15 protein-coding genes are annotated in these 17,388 nt (G+C 40.5%); 14 read left to right on the top strand and 1 reads right to left on the bottom strand.

Going from position 1 to position 17,388, the window contains the following annotated elements; genetic code table 11:
• The first annotated feature begins 28 nt into the window (after positions 1-28).
• The 8 genes from BUB11_RS07245 to BUB11_RS07210 all read left to right on the top strand — a co-directional run bounded on the left by BUB11_RS07245 (position 29) and on the right by BUB11_RS07210 (position 7,261).
• Positions 29-1,180, top strand: coding sequence for an MGDG synthase family glycosyltransferase (locus BUB11_RS07245; protein ID WP_073028987.1), 1,152 nt, complete (start codon positions 29-31; stop codon positions 1,178-1,180).
• Between the two features lie 149 nt (positions 1,181-1,329).
• Positions 1,330-2,022, top strand: coding sequence for a response regulator transcription factor (locus tag BUB11_RS07240; protein ID WP_073028985.1), 693 nt, complete (start codon positions 1,330-1,332; stop codon positions 2,020-2,022).
• A 94-nt stretch (positions 2,023-2,116) separates the two neighbouring features.
• Positions 2,117-2,989 (top strand): phosphate ABC transporter substrate-binding protein, encoded by an 873-nt coding sequence (locus tag BUB11_RS07235; protein WP_073028983.1) that lies wholly within the window; start codon positions 2,117-2,119, stop codon positions 2,987-2,989.
• 225 nt (positions 2,990-3,214) lie between these two features.
• Complete coding sequence (pstC, locus tag BUB11_RS07230; protein ID WP_143187574.1) at positions 3,215-4,096, top strand: phosphate ABC transporter permease subunit PstC; 882 nt, start codon at positions 3,215-3,217, stop codon at positions 4,094-4,096.
• Complete coding sequence (pstA, locus tag BUB11_RS07225) at positions 4,093-4,938, top strand: phosphate ABC transporter permease PstA (RefSeq protein WP_200797884.1); 846 nt, start codon at positions 4,093-4,095, stop codon at positions 4,936-4,938. The genes pstC and pstA overlap by 4 nt, the downstream gene beginning before the upstream one ends.
• 32 nt (positions 4,939-4,970) lie before the next feature.
• Positions 4,971-5,723: a phosphate ABC transporter ATP-binding protein PstB gene (gene pstB / locus BUB11_RS07220; protein ID WP_073028980.1), complete on the top strand. Its 753-nt coding sequence runs from the start codon at positions 4,971-4,973 to the stop codon at positions 5,721-5,723.
• A gap of 67 nt (positions 5,724-5,790) precedes the next feature.
• Positions 5,791-6,450 (top strand): phosphate signaling complex protein PhoU, encoded by a 660-nt coding sequence (gene phoU, locus BUB11_RS07215; protein WP_073028978.1) that lies wholly within the window; start codon positions 5,791-5,793, stop codon positions 6,448-6,450.
• A 211-nt stretch (positions 6,451-6,661) separates the two neighbouring features.
• Positions 6,662-7,261, top strand: coding sequence for a 4Fe-4S dicluster domain-containing protein (locus BUB11_RS07210; RefSeq protein ID WP_073028976.1), 600 nt, complete (start codon positions 6,662-6,664; stop codon positions 7,259-7,261).
• Here the strand turns inward: BUB11_RS07210 and BUB11_RS07205 are convergent.
• Positions 7,253-7,969, bottom strand: coding sequence for a Crp/Fnr family transcriptional regulator (locus BUB11_RS07205; RefSeq protein ID WP_084110201.1), 717 nt, complete (start codon positions 7,967-7,969; stop codon positions 7,253-7,255). The genes BUB11_RS07210 and BUB11_RS07205 overlap by 9 nt on opposite strands.
• Positions 7,970-9,041: 1,072 nt before the next feature.
• Between BUB11_RS07205 and BUB11_RS07200 the strand changes: the two genes are divergently transcribed.
• The 6 genes from BUB11_RS07200 to pyk all read left to right on the top strand — a co-directional run bounded on the left by BUB11_RS07200 (position 9,042) and on the right by pyk (position 17,293).
• Positions 9,042-9,815 carry an electron transfer flavoprotein subunit beta/FixA family protein gene (locus BUB11_RS07200; protein ID WP_073028975.1) on the top strand — a complete coding sequence of 258 codons (774 nt, stop codon included), beginning with the start codon at positions 9,042-9,044 and terminating at the stop codon, positions 9,813-9,815.
• Positions 9,816-9,829: 14 nt separating this feature from the next.
• On the top strand, positions 9,830-10,819 hold the full coding sequence (locus tag BUB11_RS07195) for an electron transfer flavoprotein subunit alpha/FixB family protein (RefSeq protein ID WP_073028973.1): 990 nt from the start codon (positions 9,830-9,832) through the stop codon (positions 10,817-10,819).
• A gap of 63 nt (positions 10,820-10,882) precedes the next feature.
• The gene (locus BUB11_RS07190; RefSeq protein ID WP_073028972.1) at positions 10,883-12,925 is read left to right on the top strand and encodes a heterodisulfide reductase-related iron-sulfur binding cluster; all 2,043 of its coding nucleotides are present in this window, start codon (positions 10,883-10,885) and stop codon (positions 12,923-12,925) included.
• 188 nt (positions 12,926-13,113) lie between these two features.
• Positions 13,114-14,256: a PRK06851 family protein gene (locus tag BUB11_RS07185; protein ID WP_073028970.1), complete on the top strand. Its 1,143-nt coding sequence runs from the start codon at positions 13,114-13,116 to the stop codon at positions 14,254-14,256.
• A gap of 273 nt (positions 14,257-14,529) precedes the next feature.
• The gene (gene gap, locus BUB11_RS07180) at positions 14,530-15,540 is read left to right on the top strand and encodes a type I glyceraldehyde-3-phosphate dehydrogenase (RefSeq protein WP_073028968.1); all 1,011 of its coding nucleotides are present in this window, start codon (positions 14,530-14,532) and stop codon (positions 15,538-15,540) included.
• Between the two features lie 19 nt (positions 15,541-15,559).
• A complete protein-coding gene (gene pyk / locus BUB11_RS07175) occupies positions 15,560-17,293 on the top strand; it encodes a pyruvate kinase (RefSeq protein ID WP_073028966.1) in 1,734 nt (577 codons plus the stop codon).
• The last annotated feature ends 95 nt before the right edge of the window (positions 17,294-17,388 follow it).

Here is a 17,388-nt window from a genome sequence, read left to right as displayed (position 1 = left end):
AAAAGGCTGTTAGGAGGGAGGAATAGAATTGAGGCAGATAAGGGTTCTCGTATTTTCTGCAGGATTTGGAAACGGACATTTTCGAGCAGCTGAAGCTGTGATTGAAGGTATTCAGATCAAGGCACCTTCAGCAAAGATAATCCATTTAGATTTTGGCGATTTTCTTAGTAAGCGGTTTAACACCATGGCTAAAAACGTTTACATGGAAATGATTAAACATACCCCTAAACTCTGGGGGAAATTTTATGATAAGACTGCTAAGTTTCATCCTGATTCGATGATTCAACGATTTCTTAAGCAATTGGGACGAAAGGATTTTGTTAACTACATTCAGGCCTTTGCTCCAGATCTGATTGTTTGTACCTATCCAACTGTGTCTTCGATTCTGGCCCAGTTGAGACTGGAACAAATCCTTCAGGTTCCGGTAATCACAGTGATTACCGATTATACTGTTCACAGTCACTGGGTCCATCCGGGTGTTGATCGATATATGGTGGCTTGTGAGGAGGTAAAGGAGAGTTTAGTTTCCTTGGGAATCAGAGAGAGGTCTATACTTGTAACGGGGATCCCGGTCAGCCCGAAATTTGAATCGCAAATGGATCGAGAGTACATTATTTCTGAGCTGGGATTAAATCCCCATGTTCCCATTTTTTTAGTCATGGGAGGAGCGTATGAGAGTCTTAAAAGTACAAAAAGAATTTGCCATAGACTAGCAAATTCTCTCGTTCCTGTTCAGTCGATTATTGTTTGTGGGAAAAATGACAAGCTATATGATTCGTTAGGAGAGGTGATTGAACAGTCCCCTAATCCCATGATACGGCTAGGGTACGTTCATAATATAGAAGAACTCATGTCGATTTCAACTTTGATCATTACAAAAGCCGGAGGGTTAACAGTTTCCGAGGCTCTAACCAAACACTTGCCGCTTGTAATCTACAAAGCTATTCCAGGTCAGGAGGAAGCAAATGCTGATTTTCTTCTTCGTTTAGGCGCTGGAAACGTAGCAAATACTGAACAAGATCTATATCGTCTTTTAAAAGGTTATTTAACAAATCCTAAGGAAATTGCTGAAATGCGAGAAAAAGCAGCTTCATCTTTAAAAGGGCAGTCTGCCGAAAGAACTGCAGAGGCTATCTTTGAAATATTATTAGAAGCTAAAAAGGACCTGATAATTTGTTGAAAAAAGTTTGATTGTACAAGGATACTAAAATTTAACAGTAAATTTACTTTCAGTTCATTAAGACTTTACATTAGTAAATTAAAATGAAGGTGCTTAAAAAACGTAATTCATAAAAGTAAAGGGGGGGCCTTATTGAGGGGAGTTTTATTATGGCGAGTATTCTAGTTATTGAGGACGAACACCAGATACAAGAAATCCTGCGGACTAGCTTGGAAAAAGATGGCTTTTTAGTTATTAAAGCATCGGATGGGGAACAAGGGTTAGAACTTGCCAGGAAGGATAAACCTGATCTTATTATCATTGATTTAACGTTACCACTGCTTAATGGATTTGATGTAACTAAAAGATTGCGCTCACAGAAGGATACCAATACTATTCCGATAATAATTCTAAGCGCCAGCGACGACGTGACAGACAAAATAATCGGACTTGAGCTAGGCGCCGATGACTATTTATCTAAGCCTTTTAATCCTAGAGAATTGTCTGCGAGAATAAAGGCTAGACTCAGAGAAGTTCATCGTATAACTAATACCAATGACAGTCCGCTGAAATGGGGAGAGTTGAAGATAACCAAAGAAAGCTACAGTGTTTTCTTAGCAGAACAACCCCTAAACTTAACAGTGAAGGAATTTGAATTGCTAGTTCTATTCGTAACAAATCCTTACCAAGTATTCAGTCGAGAATATCTGATCCAAAAGGTCTGGGGCAATCTTTCCAGCACAGGCACCAGAGCACTTGATGTTCATATTAGTCATTTGCGAAATAAATTGAAGCCCTTAGGCCCGGTTCTCGATTCCGTACGAGGAGTCGGTTATACTTTTACACATCGACCTAAGAACTGAAATTTAACTCAAACTTTACATTGATTTCATTAATACTTTACAATCGTCCAGTATAATCAATCTGTACTTAAGAAAATTTAAGGAGGAAACAAAATTGTTTAAATCTAAATCGCGAATTGCTCTCGTAAGTACCGCTTTAATCGCTTTACTGGCACTGGTCGGATGTGGTCAAACTGCAGCTCCAACAACTACAACACCTGCGCCAAGCGCCACATCCATTGACAAGAAAACTATTTCTGCTGCAGGATCAACTGCATTGCAACCCCTTGTCAAATTAGCTGCCGATGAGTTCATGGCTAAAAATTCTGGTGTGCAAGTGAACCTGAGCGGTGGTGGTTCTATGACAGGCCTAAATAATGTTGCCAGCGGCTCTATTGAGATTGGTAACTCTGACGTCGTCAGCCCAGAAGAACTAAAAAGTGCAGGATTAGTTGATCACCAAGTATGCGTAGCTCCTTTCTTACTAATTGTTAATAAAGATGTCAAAGTTGATAACTTAACTAAAGCTCAAGCAGCAGATATATTTACCGGAAAAATAACTAACTGGAAAGATGTTGGCGGTCAAGACCTCAAAATATCCATTATTGGCCGGGCTGCATCTTCTGGAACCCGCTTAAATGTTGAGAAGATTGTAATGGACGGTAAAAAGATGACTGACGCTGCCGCGGCTCAAGATTCAACAGGTAATCTACTCACTGGTGTCGCCCAAACTGCGGGAGCTATTGGCTATATTGATGCAGCTTACTTGAAAGACACTGTCAAGGCGCTAAAGTTTGATGGAGTTGCGTATAGCCCAGAGACTGTAATTAGTGGACAGTATCCTATCTACTCCTATGAACATATGTACACAAAAGGAGAGCCTACTGGAACTGTAAAAGCCTTCTTAGACTATGTTATGAGTGCTGAATTCCAAGATAAGAATGTTGAGAAGACAGGATTTATCCCCGTTAGTAAGATGAAAAAATAAGATACAACTCGATGAAATAACATCGCTATGAATTGGGAGCAAGATATCTCTTGCTCCCAATTCTGTATGCTCATCTTAAAAATGTTAACCTGAACTTTACATTCTCTTAATTTATAATTTACACGCATAAGTTAAACTTATTATAAGCTAATTAAATTGATTACATATGATCAAATATTAGCGAGGTTTAAATTTCTAGAAATGAAAAATTGGAGGTGTAACAGGTTGCCTCAACGTAAGTCCTGGGTATATTATAATGACCGTTTATCACGTTATTTATTTATTAGCAGTGCAGTTTTGGTGTCATTAATCATCTTATGCATTATTTGGTTTGTAGGTATGCAGGGCCTATCAACATTTCGTGAGGTCAGCATCATTGAATTCTTCACTAGCAGCAAATGGAGTCCAGACTCTGGAAAGTTTGGAGCACTGACATTTATTGCTGGATCGATTGGAACGACATTAATTGCAATACTGCTTGGAGGTCCATTGGGGCTGGCTGGAGCTGTATTTTTAGCTGAAATTGCTCCGCCTTGGGTGCGCGCCTTCATGCGTCCCGCCACAGATCTGTTTGCCGGGATTCCGTCTGTAGTGTATGGATACGTTGGTATTACCGTCATCGTAGGTTTGACTGGAAGACTCACCAACTCCCCAACCGGCTACGGTATGTTGGCTGCTGGGATTGTATTAGCTATCATGATTCTGCCAACGGTGATAAGTCTTTCCGAAGATGCTTTACGCTCTTTACCGAGAACTTATAAAGAAGCTTCGTTAGCCTTAGGGGCAACACGTTGGCAAACTATACGCAGAGTTCTTGTGCCAGCAGCATCCCCGGGAATATTAACAGCGATTATTTTAGCGATGGCCCGGGCCATCGGAGAAACGATGGCGGTTCAAATGGTTATTGGAAATTCTCCACGATTCCCTGATTCTTTAGGCAGTCCTACCTCAACGTTAACTAGTAATATTGTTATGGAAATGGGCAATACCCCCTTCGGTTCAACGTGGAATAATGGTTTATTTATGATGGCATTTATTCTGTTGGTCATTGCCCTTATTATGATTATTCTTGTCAGAACAGCCTCACGAAAGGGGGCAGCTCGTTGAAAGCTCATCAAGCCGATCGTTTTGCCACTATTATGCTCTGGATAGGAGCATTATCTATTGTAGCTATACTGATTGCTTTTTTAACTCTCATTTTAGGACGAGGTCTGCCTCATCTGACGAGTGAGTTCTTTAATGGCCCAGATGGGGTGAGGGGTCAGCTGTTTAATTCATTCTATATTTTGTTTCTTTCCTTAGTTCTCTCGCTGCCTGTTGGGCTAGGTGCCGGAATATACATGGCTGAATATGCTCCGAAAAACAAATTTACAGACCTGATTCGTTTGAGTACAGAGAGTTTAGCGAGTGTTCCATCTATAGTCTTTGGTCTTTTCGGCATGATCGTATTTGTAAACATGTTTGGTTTAGGATTCACCATCTTAGGAGGGTCTGCAACTCTGGCCCTACTAAATTTACCCATCTTAGTGCGCGTCACTGAAGAATCTTTACGCGCGGTACCCAGGAGTTACAGAGAAGCCAGTTTAGCCTTAGGGGCTACTATGTGGCAGACTTTACGTAAGGTAATTCTGCCGACTGCTCTGCCTGGACTTATTACAGGAATAACCCTAGTCGCCGGCAGGGCGTTAGGTGAAACAGCAATATTGATCTTCACAGCGGGTATGAATGTGTCTCGAATACCATTTGATGTTAATCCTCTTGCAGCCGGAGAGACATTAGCTGTGCACTTATTTGCCGTTAAGTCAAATCCATTGCCGGGAACGAATGCTGACCAAATTGCTGATGGGACAGCCGCACTGCTCATTATTATGGTCATAGTTTTTAATATTTGCTTGACACTGCCTAGTCGTTGGTTACAACGCCGCCAGCTAGGAAAAAACAAGATGTAGCATTTTATACATGGATATAAGGAGAAGTTGATATGGATAAGATCGTGGTCAATAAACTCGACCTTTTTTACGGCGATCAGCAGGCCTTAAATAACATAGGCATAGCAATGAAGGAAAGAAGTGTGACAGCTCTAATAGGTCCCTCCGGCTGTGGCAAATCCACTTTTTTGCGCACGCTCAATCGGATGCAGGATCTAATCCCCAGTGTGAAGATTACGGGTCAAGTAAAGATTGATGGGCAGGATATTTATGCTACCGGTACAGATGTTGTCTTACTAAGAAAAAAGGTAGGAATGGTCTTTCAAAATCCTAATCCCTTTCCTAAGTCAGTTTTTGAAAATGTTGCTTATGGTCCGCGTATTCATGGGGAAACTGACAAGAAAAAATTGAGTGAAATAGTTGAGACAAGTTTAAAGGATGCAGCCTTATGGAATGAAGTTAAAGATCGCTTGCATGAATCTGCACTGGGTCTGTCTGGCGGTCAGCAACAACGGCTTTGTATTGCACGCCTATTGGCTGTGGGTCCTGAAATTTTGTTAATGGATGAACCGACGTCGGCGCTTGATCCCATCTCTACCATGAAGATTGAAGAGCTTATTTCTGAGTTAAAAGACAAATATACAATTATCATTGTTACACATAATATGCATCAAGCCTCTCGTGTTTCAGATCGAACTGCATTTTTCTTGAGCGGTGATTTAATTGAAGAAGATGTAACGAGTGTCCTATTTACCCGGCCAGCTAAGAAAAAAACGGAAGATTATATTTCCGGGCGGTTTGGGTAAGGGGTTCCAATTAAATTAGAAGCAGTTGTATAATATAAAGAACTTAATAAGAGAGGAGGAATACTAAATGCCGACTCGTCAGAAATTCGATCATGAATTAGAGGAATTGCGCGCCAATATTCTAGAAATGGGAAACTTGGTTAACCAACAAATAGCTCTTGCGGTCAGTTCTTTGATTAATCAAAATCTAGAATTAGCAAACTCAATTGTAGTAAAGGATTTGGACCTTAATGATTTGCAAGCAATAATTGAAGAAAAATGTATTCTTCTTATAGCTACACAGCAACCCTTTGCTCGTGATTTACGCAAGCTTGTGGCTGGGTTTAAAATTTCTATATACCTTGAACGAATGGGTGATCTGTCTGTTGATCTTGCAAAGGTAACTATAAGAATAGGTCAGGATGAATTGATAAAGCCCTTGGTTGACATCCCTCGCATGAGTGCTTTGGTGCAAGAGATGATTAACATTGGATTGAAGGCCTATATCAACGAAGATTGTGGTGCCGCAGCAGAAATGGCGTTAATGGATGATGAAATTGATAAAATCTACTCTGGAGTTTTTGGTGAACTAAGGACCATTATGATGGAAGACCCTAACAAGGTGACACAAGCTAATTACCTTCTCTTTGCCAGTCGTTTTTTAGAGCGACTTGGAGATTACTGTACAAATATCGCTGAAGAGATCGTCTATATTTGTAATGGGAAGAGAATGGATTTAAACGAATAAAGTTAACACTAACTGAAAACGATTTAATATATGACGTTAGAATATAAGAAAGATATCACTAGGGTAAATCTTCGGGTTACCACAGTGATATCTTTCTTATATTTACCAAAAAAATACTGTGTGATTAAAACCACACCAAAATGATTGTATATTTGCTAAACTACCTCAGAAAGATAAAGGCAAGCCTTAGATTATTTCGGGAGGAATAAAAATGAAACAGTCTGGATTTCAGCTAGAACACTGTCGTCCGAATTGTCCGAAATTAGCTCGCAATTGGAATACTCTTTTCGAAGCTTTGAGAACGAACCTAGCTGAGTTAAACATTCAGGAAACACTTGAAAGGAAATTTGGGCAAGTACTTCATCACCATATTCCAAAAATTTGCATTGCAGGTTGTCCCAATGGTTGTTCTCAACCTGATATAAAAGACTTCGGAATTTCTGGATATGTAACTCCTCAAATTACTGAGGCACCCTGTACTGAATGTAACGCGTGTGTTCGTTCTTGCTTAGAAGGTGCTATAACCTTAGAACAAAATGGAATCGTCATAGATAATAATCGGTGCCTTTCCTGTGGGAATTGTCAAAGCCTTTGCCCTTCAGGGACATTAACTAAAGGTGAGAGTGGTTGGAATTTGCGTATTGGCGGGAGAGTAGGGCGACACCCTCGATTTGCATCCTTCGCCGGACAAGTCTCAACTAATGAGGAAGTAATTGCCTGGGTCCTCGAAACAATCCAAAATTATATTAAAAATGGACTGGCTCAAGAGAGGTTAACCCATTTTCTTGAAAATAGAACGGATTTAGTCTAGAGAGCGAGATCGGGCAGCTCGCTCGTGAATCCATATTCGTAAATTTTCCATATCCAAAACCGTTATATTCTTTTTCTTAATCTCAATAATTGTGGCTTCTTTCAACTCTGCTAGAATACGGCTAACAGATTCTCGAGCAAGGCTGCACATCCCCGCAAGTTCTGTCGCAGAAAGAGGAATAGTAATTATTACACCATTCTTAGCTTGCTGACCATGCACATGAGCCAGAGCAAAAAGTTTGGCACCTAAGCGTAAACGCGCATCTCCCAGGGACAGATTTCTAATTTGTCTGTAGGAACGACGTAAATCCAGAGCAAGTTCACAGTAAAAAATCCAGAGTAAGGATGGATTTTTTTCCATAAATCGCATAAATGTTTGCCGGTCTATAGCTAATACTTCTGTCTCCTCTATGCAAAGTGCAGCATGGGGATAGGGTTTTCCGTCAAGTATTATCTCCGGAAAAAAAACTGGAGGATTAAGGACACGAATTATTTTCTCAGTGTACTCACCCATTAGGTAGAGCCGAATTCTGCCTGATATGAGGAAATAGACAGTGTTTCCTTCATCCCCTGAGAAATAAAGATATTGTTTGGAAGCATAACGACGAATTCGCCCATGGGTAAGGCAAAAATGAATAAAGTCAGGGGTCATTTTACCGGAAAAAAGTTTATTGGCTAATAAGTCTCCCAGTTGTTGTTCATTGATCATTTTATCCCTCCGCCATAATTGAGAGTTCCTTACGCATAATCATTATTTTAGAATTTGTTTTTACTATTATAGCATGACAGCAGAGAGTTTTTGAGAAGCTTCCTTGAAGTCTGTAATAAAAGAATTTGAACCATCTTACATTATTTACATATTCGGATTAGAATAGCATTGTTTGATTCGGGAAAACTAGTTTCAAGTTTCGCTTGATAAGTGGAAAGGGTGGATTGTAATGGGAGCTCATAAAAAAGTATCACGTGCAAAAGCATCAGTCACAGTTAGAGATCCTCATTATCAGGAGTTTGACACACATAAAGAACGTAATATTCAAAAAACGTTACCCCATAAAACCACTTAAAACTTTACAAGAGGAGGAGTAAGCATAAAAACTTACTCCTCCTTATAGATATAAACCATTAACCGCTTCGATAACATTTGATAATGTATCTATTTAAAATATAGTTGTCGACAAAGAAGGATTTGGCGTGTATTGGTCGAATAATCTGAAAAGACAAATATATTTGTTATCACCAATCCTGACAACACTTGTTAAAATGTGGTATATAATAAGGACTTAGAGTGAGTTTATTTGAAAATTCATTTTATGAATAAATTCGCTATAAGATTTCTTAATTATGGTCATATTGACTTATTGAGCACACAATGCTAGTCTTATTTTGTGAGAAGAAGGTAGCATTATAGATTGTGCATTTTGTTACTATAAACTTCAAGTCATGGTTGTATTGTTGTTAATCTATTAATTGCATATGTGAAACAAATCATATTCGTGAGTTATATCCAGGGATTTTGCTGGTAACTCTGCTTAGCCTGTGTCTAGTCAGAGTCTACAATACTTGTGTTGGAAAATAAATTCCTTCTCACGCATTTATGGGGGGTGTTATGAAAGATTTCATTGTTGTTGTCTAATGGAGGAGGACTTTATCAGTCAGAGACGAAGTAATCTTGAGTGAGGCTCGTCACCTCGTCTATCACAGGTATCAGTGAGTTTTAATGCATTGTTATCAAGAGTCATATTCTGAAAGTATTAATTTTGTTGCAGTAAGGGGGAAACAGTGTGAATATTGTCGTTTTCATCAAACAAACATTTGATACTGAGGCTAAAATCGTATTAGATGGTAACGGTAAAATCGATGCCAATGGGGTTAATTTAATTATCAACCCTTACGATGAGTTTGCCATTGAAGAAGGAATTAGGCTTAAGGAAAAGTTTGGTGGCGAAGTGACCGTCGTAAGTATGGGAGGTCCTCGTGCACAAGAAGCCATCCGCACTGCATTGGCGATGGGAATAGATAAAGGTATATTGGTTAACGATCCTGAAGTAGACAATACTGATGAGTATGGTCGAGCTCAGATCTTGGCAAAAGCGATTGCTCAAGTTCCATATGATGTCATTTTAGTTGGACGTATTGCTATTGATGATGGTGCAAGCCAAATCGCAGTTCGTTTAGCAGAGGCATTAAGTATTCCTTCGGTCAGTAGCGTTCTTAAGCTCGAAGTTGCTGGAACACAAGCAACTGCAACTCGTGAAATTGATGGCGGAACTGAGACGATTGAAGTTAGTTTCCCAGCTGTAATAACTGCCCAAAAAGGGTTGAACGAACCTCGCTATCCATCTGTTGCAGGCATTATGAAGGCTAAAAAGAAACCGTTACAAACTTTAACCCTTGCTGATCTTGGATTAAGCGCTGGAGATTTGTCGCCAAAGATGATTATTAATGAATACAGTTTACCTACTCCTCGCCAAGGTGGACGAAAACTTGCCGGTGATGCGGCACAAGCTGCAAATGAATTAGCAAAACTCTTGCGTGAAGAAGCTAAGGTTCTGTAAAGGGAGGAATTAACATGGCTAAAGGGATTATGATTATTGTCGAACAACGCAACTTGCAAATTCGTAAAGTTTCATTAGAACTTCTCAGCCAAGCTCGTAAAATTGCTGATGCAACAGGGGAGCCAGTAGTAGCAGTTGTGCTCGGACAAGGTATTGACGAACTTGCTGCGACTGTTGCCGCTAGCGGAGCAGACAAAGTAATACTGATTGATGATGCAAAGTTGGCTGAATATACCACAGGAGCTTATACCTCCGTGCTCAATAAGCTCATCCGAAAAGAAGAGCCTCAGGCTGTTTTAATTGGAAATACTGCCGTCGGTAAAGATTTGGCTCCACGTTTGGCCCAACGTCTTGGAGTTGGCTTGGCTTCAGACTGCACAGGTATGGAAGCGGATTCTAATAGCTTCTTAACCTTCAAACGCCCCATTTATGCAGGTAAAGCATTTGCTCATCTCACCTCAAATGTTCGTCCGATTATGGCTACGATTCGTCCTAATACCTTCCCAGTAGCAGCTCCAGATGCTGCTCGTCAAGCTGAGGTAGTTAAAGAAGCAGCAGAGATCGATGCTGCTGACTTAGTGGCTATTCTTAAGGAAGTAGCAATTGCTGCTTCTAAGCGTCCAGAGCTTACTGAGGCAAACATCATTGTTTCTGGTGGACGCGGCATGAAAGGTCCTGAGAATTATAACATTCTAGAAGATTTGGCTGATGTAGTCGGTGCAGCTGTCGGAGCTTCACGCGCTGCAGTAGACTCTGGTTGGAAAGAACACAAATTCCAAGTTGGACAAACAGGTAAAACTGTTGCCCCGACTCTTTATATCGCTTGCGGAATTTCCGGAGCAATCCAGCACTTGGCTGGTATGGGATCCTCAAAATTCATTGTAGCCATTAACAAAGACCCTGAAGCTAACATCTTTAATGTTGCGGATTACGGTATTGTTGGCGACCTATTTGAAGTCGTTCCCTTACTAACTGAAGAGTTTAAGAAATTAGTTAATGAATAAGGAATAACATTTAGCGAAGCGCCTCTCAAGGCGCTTCCTTAAATAGGGTAAGGAGAGGAAAGAATGGCAACACGTCAAGTGTATTGGAACGTTGAAGGACATCATTGGCTTTATTTATTCTTTATCATTGCACTTGCTATCTTCGTTTATGGAGTGTATAAACGAGTTAAGCTTTGGAAATTAGGACAACCTGATAATCGATGGAAAGACGTTTGGCCAGGAATCAAAGACGTAATAGTTTACACCTTTGCCCACAAACGAATTCTTAAAGATGCTTATCCGGGTCTGATGCATGCTGGAATTTTCTATGGATTTTTGTTTTTAGCTTTTGCAACAGCCATTATCACTCTTCAAGCAGATTTCGCCCTAAACATTTTCCACGGTTGGCTTTACCTTTTCATTAAAGTAACAGCAAACTTGTTTGGACTTGCAGCTCTGATAGGAATCGTTGTTGCAGCATACCGTCGGTATATCCAAAGGCCGGATCGTTTAGATAATAAACCTGACGATGCAATAACACTTGTCTTATTATTCACCATTTTATTAACAGGCTTTGTCATCCAAGGGGCACGCATCGCTGTAGTACCGGATCCTTGGGCTGGGTATGCTTTTGTCGGACAATGGATGTCTATCCCGCTAAAAGCTATGCTTAATGAAGCTCAACTTTTGTCCTTACACGTTTTCCTCTGGTGGTTACATCTCGCCTTAGCGATGGCATTCATTGCTTATTTCCCATACTCTAAGCTTTTCCATGTACTGTTGGGTCCACTCAATCAGTTCTTCCGCAACCGTGGCCCGATTGGTATTCCTGAGCCGATTGACTTTGAAGATGAAAGCCTGGAAACCTTTGGCAAAAGCCAATTGCGTGAGTTTTCCTGGAAGGCATTGTTTAATACAGATGTTTGTTTACGTTGCGGACGTTGCCAAGATAACTGTCCCGCATACTTGAGCGGTAAACACCTTAACCCGAAACGCATTATCCAAGATATGCGAGTTCTTATGGAAGAAACGGGTGCTGCTGTTCAAGCTCAAAATAAAGTCTTAGCTCAAGCTGCCGGCCAAGAAGCTGCCGCAGCAAGCGAGTCTGAAGAGACGGAAGAATGGACTGGTCGGGCACTCATTGGTGAAGTGATACCTGAAGATGACCTTTGGGCTTGTACCACATGTCGTTCTTGCGAGCAACAATGTCCTGTGTTCGTAGAACATGTTGATAAAACGATTGATATGCGTCGTAATCTCGTCCTTATGGAGACAAGATTCCCTGCTGAAGCACAATTAGCTTTCAAAAACATGGAGAATAACGGAAACCCATGGGGTATTGGCTGGACAACACGTGCTGATTTTATTACAGGTCTTGGGGTTAAAACTTTCGAAGAAGATCCTACGGCAGAGTATTTATATTGGCCCGGATGTTCAGGCGCATTTGATGCACGCAATCAAAAAGTTTCCGCTTCTCTTGTTAAGTTGCTCCAAGCTGCAGGTGTTCATTTTGCCATCTTGGGAAATGAAGAAAAATGCTGTGGTGACTCAGCTCGTAAATTAGGAAACGAGTATTTATTCTATTCTTTAGCCACTGAGAACATTGAAGTTATGAACAATTACGGAGTTAAAAAAATCATTACTCAATGCCCTCACTGCTATAACTTCTTAAAGAACGAATATCCACAATTAGGCGGTAACTTTGAAGTTATTCATCATACCGTATTCCTATTAGATCTAGTTAAGTCCGGAAAACTCAAGCTGTCTAACGCGGACAAAAAGACCGTCACCTATCACGATTCATGTTACCTGGGCCGTTACAATCAGATTTACGAACAACCTCGTGAATTGCTTAAAGCAGTTGGTCTGGATATCAAGGAAATGGCACACACCGGCGAGAAGAGTTTCTGTTGCGGTGCTGGTGGAGGCCGAATGTGGCTGGAAGAGCATGAAGGACAACGGATCAATGAAATGCGCACCGATGAGGCCATTGCTGTAAAACCAGACTATGTCGGAACTGCGTGCCCATTCTGTCTCACCATGTTCGCTGACGGCATAGCTGCTCGTGAAGTTGGGGAAGAATTAAAGGCATTAGATGTAGCTGAGATTTTAGAAAAAGCATTATAATTTACTCATTAGATTTGAGTGTTTATTTTAAAAGTGTAAGAATGTCCAATATAAAAAGACCGACTAATTAGTCGGTCTTTTTGTATTCGGATCTTTTCAAAAGATTAGATATTTTTAAAATCCGGAACATGAACTTGCCTATCTGAATAGGAATGTTATGCAGATGCAATAAAGGAGGAGTATACTATATGTCGAATGCACATATTAAGAAGGTATTTCCTGGAGCAGTAACATCACAAGGTTTCTATTCATTTTACCATTATATGATTGAACAAAACGCTAACCACATCTTTGTCCTTAAAGGGGGACCCGGCGTAGGTAAATCATCATTTATGAAAAAGATTGGTCAATCCATGTTAGACCGGGGGTATGATATTGAGTACCATTGTTGTTCGTCAGACAACGGATCTATTGATGGGCTAGTCATTCCTGAACTTAAGATTGGCTTACTGGACGGAACAGCGCCCCATATTGTGGATCCGAAGAATCCAGGTGCTGTAGATGAAATAATTAATCTCGGTGAATACTGGAAGGAAGATATAATTAAGAAATCAAGAGAAAATATCATAGACTGTAATTTGAAAGTCACAAGCTATTTTCAAAGAGCTTATTTCGCTTTAAAGGAAGCAAAAATTGCCTTAGCTGAATGGAAGTACTATATATCAACATACCAGGATTGGAGTCAGATCAATCAACTGACCTTAAAGATACAAAAAGAAATTTTTAAAGCTTCATCAAGTAATCATGGTACAGAGCGACATTTATTTGCCTGGGGTCATACTCCACAAGGAAAAACCCAGTTTATAGATACTTTGCTAAATAAAACTGAGACGCTCTACATATTACAAGGGCAACCTGGAACAGGTAAGTCAACCTTCCTCTCCAGAATCGCGGAGCGGGCTGCAATCTATGGATTAAGTATCGAATATTACCATAATACTCTTGACCCCGAGCAACTGGACCTTATTATTCTTCCGGATCTTAAAACTGCTTTGGTCATTGATTGTGAGCCCTACGCTTACACTCCTAATTTTAAGGGCAAAGTTATCCCCTTGAATTTCGAGCAAAGCCTTAATAATACTGAGCTCATTAAAAACTGTGGCGATGAAATTCGGGGTTGTCAGATTCGAGTTAACCAACATATAACAAGAGCACTTAAGAATTCTGAGAAAGCGAAGGCCACTCATGACTTACTGGAAACCTACTATGTGCCGGCTATGAACTTCTCGGGGGTTGAGAATAAACTGATGTCAGTACTTGAAAAAATCCTATCTTACGTTGAAGATGAAGCAATTGCAGTTGTAAAAAGCCAACCTAAATCTATATTATAGCTCTTCTGTAAAGTTAAGTTATTAATTTAAACTTGCAGCCCTTGGCTTTGCAAGTTTTTTTCTTTTTAGGGAAGTATAGATGGTAAACTAACTATCAATATTGATGAAACTCTTATAGAAACTCTGATAATGAAAGGCGATGTGGAAAATTCTGTGAAGGAATACAAATGGGGAGCAGGGATTTATTAGTGTCCACAGAATAGAGTTAAAAGAGAGTAACTATTTTTACCATGAACATATTATATCTTTGATTATTATGAGGAGGTTAAACATATGAGTATTAAAGTAGCAATAAATGGGTTTGGGCGTATTGGTAGGCTTACACTTCGAGCATCGCTAAATCAAACTCTTCCATTTGAAATCGTTGCCATTAACGATTTAGGAAGTCCGGATTTATTAGCCCATTTATTTAAGTATGATTCAGTTCATGGTGTCCTTCCCAATTCAGTAGATATAGATGGACACACAATGCTCGTTGATGGAAAACGAATTGACATCTTCGCCGAAAAAAATCCTTTAGACTTGCCTTGGAGTAAACTTGGAGTTGATATTGTCATTGAATCAACGGGACGATTCACAAAACGTGATGATGCTGCTCAGCATCTTACTGCTGGGGCTAAAAAAGTCGTCATCTCTGCACCGGCAAAAAACGAAGATATTACCATCGTAATGGGGGTTAACGAAAATCTGTATAATCCCGCAGAACATCATGTGGTTTCTAATGCTTCTTGTACAACCAATTGTCTTGCTCCAGTAGCTAAAGTTCTGTTGGATACCTTTGGAATTGAACAAGGGATGATGACGACCACCCATTCTGTTACTAATGACCAACGAATTTTAGACTTAGAGCATAAAGACTGGCGCAGATCCAGAGCTGCCTATCAATCGATGATCCCAACTACCACTGGTGCAGCTAAAGCTGTTACCCTTGTGATACCTGAATTAAATGGTAAATTAAATGGACTTGCTGTACGAGTGCCAACTCCGAATGTTTCTTTGGTTGATTTTGTCGTTAATTTAAGTAAACCAACAACCAGAGATGAAATAAACGCTGCCTTACGGCAAGCTGCTAATGGGAAGATGAAAGGCTACCTCGAATATAACGAATTGCCTTTAGTTTCTCACGATTACAATGGCAACCCAGCCAGCTCTATTGTAGATGGATTATCAACCATGATGATGGGAGATCGAATGGCTAAAGTTTTAGCTTGGTATGACAATGAATGGGGCTATTCAAATCGGATTTTAGATTTCGTGAAGCTTATTGTAACAAAAGGTTTGTAAGCTAGAAGGAGGTTGTTGTATGAGAAGGACAAAAATTGTCTGTACCATTGGTCCGGCAAGTGAGTCTGAAGAAAAGGTTCAAGCACTTCTAGCAGCTGGGATGGATGTTGCTCGACTGAATTTTTCCCATGGAACCCACGAAGAACACAGCCGCAGAATTGTGACTCTACGGAAGGAAGCGGCTAAATTCGGAAAACATTTGGGGATACTGCTGGACACTAAAGGGCCGGAAGTACGTACCGGAAAGGTTCCTGAAGAAGGAATTACTTTGATTAATGGATCAGAGTTTATTTTAGACACAGACCTTAGCCTTGGAAATCAGCAAAGGGTTGGAATCACCTATACTGATCTATGGCGGAAAATTCAGCCCGGCAGCCATATTCTGATAGATGATGGCCAGCTTGACTTAGAAGTTACCTCCGTGGACAAGGAAATTATTCGAACTATCATTAGAAATGGCGGAATTCTTAAATCTCAAAAAGGAGTTAATACACCAAATGCACACATAGACCTGCCTGCTGTCACAGAAAGAGATATTGAAGATATTCGTTTTGGCATCGCCCAAGGGATTGACTTTATTGCGGCTTCTTTTACACGTAAAGCACTAAACATTCTGGACGTCCGCAGGGTTGTTGAAGAAATGGGAGCAGATGTCCATATTATTGCTAAGATCGAGAGCCAGGAAGGAATCAATAACTTAGATGACATTCTTGAAGTAGCTGATGGCCTCATGGTTGCCCGAGGAGATCTTGGAGTTGAAATTCCGGTGGAAGAAGTCCCTATTAGACAGAAGGAAATGATTCGTAAGTGTAATTTACTTGGTAAACCTGTTATTGTCGCCACTCAAATGTTAGACTCCATGATACGCCAACCAAGGCCTACAAGAGCAGAAGCAAGTGATGTTGCTAATGCAATTTTGGATGGAACGGATGCTATTATGTTATCGGGTGAAACTGCTGCGGGCCTATATCCTATTGAAGCAGTACAAATGATGGATAAGCTGGCAAAGCGTACTGAAAAGACCTGTCTAAATAATGTATCCTCGCGTTATACTCAGCTTAACGTTGCCGAAGCGATCAGTTTTGCCAGCTACACCATAGCAAAAGACCTGCAGGCGACTGCGATTCTGACGCCTACTCATTCTGGGTTGACGGCATGTATGATTTCAAAGTATCGACCAATTGCCATGATTATTGCTGCAACCCCATTTGCCAGTACCGCAAGAAAGCTATCTTTGCAATGGGGGGTACAACCCATTCTAGTTCCCGAAAGCTCTGGAACAGACGAAATGTTGTCAGTCACGGTCAATACATCTTTAAATCAAAACTATATTCACGCTGGCGATGTCGTTGTTATTACCGCCGGTGTCCCTATTGGCAAGGTAGGCTCTACAAATATGATAAAAGTGCAAGTAATGGGCAATATCTTGTCTAAGGGGATTGGAATTGGACGCAGATCCTATTCAGGATTAGCACGCAAAGTTCAATTCCCGGAGAAAGAAGTTTTTAACGATGGGGAAGTTTTAATTGCATTGTCAACAGATGCAAGTTTTGTACCCTTAATTTCGCGTGCGGGAGCATTAGTTGTTGAAGAGGGCGGTTTGACTTCACACGCTGCTATCACAGGATTACAGTATGGGATTCCGACGATTGTTGGTGCTGCAGATGCCTTTTCCAAGGTTGAAGACGGGCAGACTTTGACAGTCGATGCCTTAACAGGCATGATGTATGAGGGTTCAGTGAGCATCCTATAACTAAATTGTATAGTTTGTTTCGTGTTAAATAAGGGATAAAATAAGAATAAACGCGAATAGTCCATGGACTATTCGCGTTTATTCGGATGCGCCAC

It is taken from the genome of Desulfosporosinus lacus DSM 15449 (assembly GCF_900129935.1).
GTDB lineage: Bacteria > Bacillota > Desulfitobacteriia > Desulfitobacteriales > Desulfitobacteriaceae > Desulfosporosinus > Desulfosporosinus lacus.
This window is presented reverse-complemented; position numbering and strand designations above follow the sequence as displayed.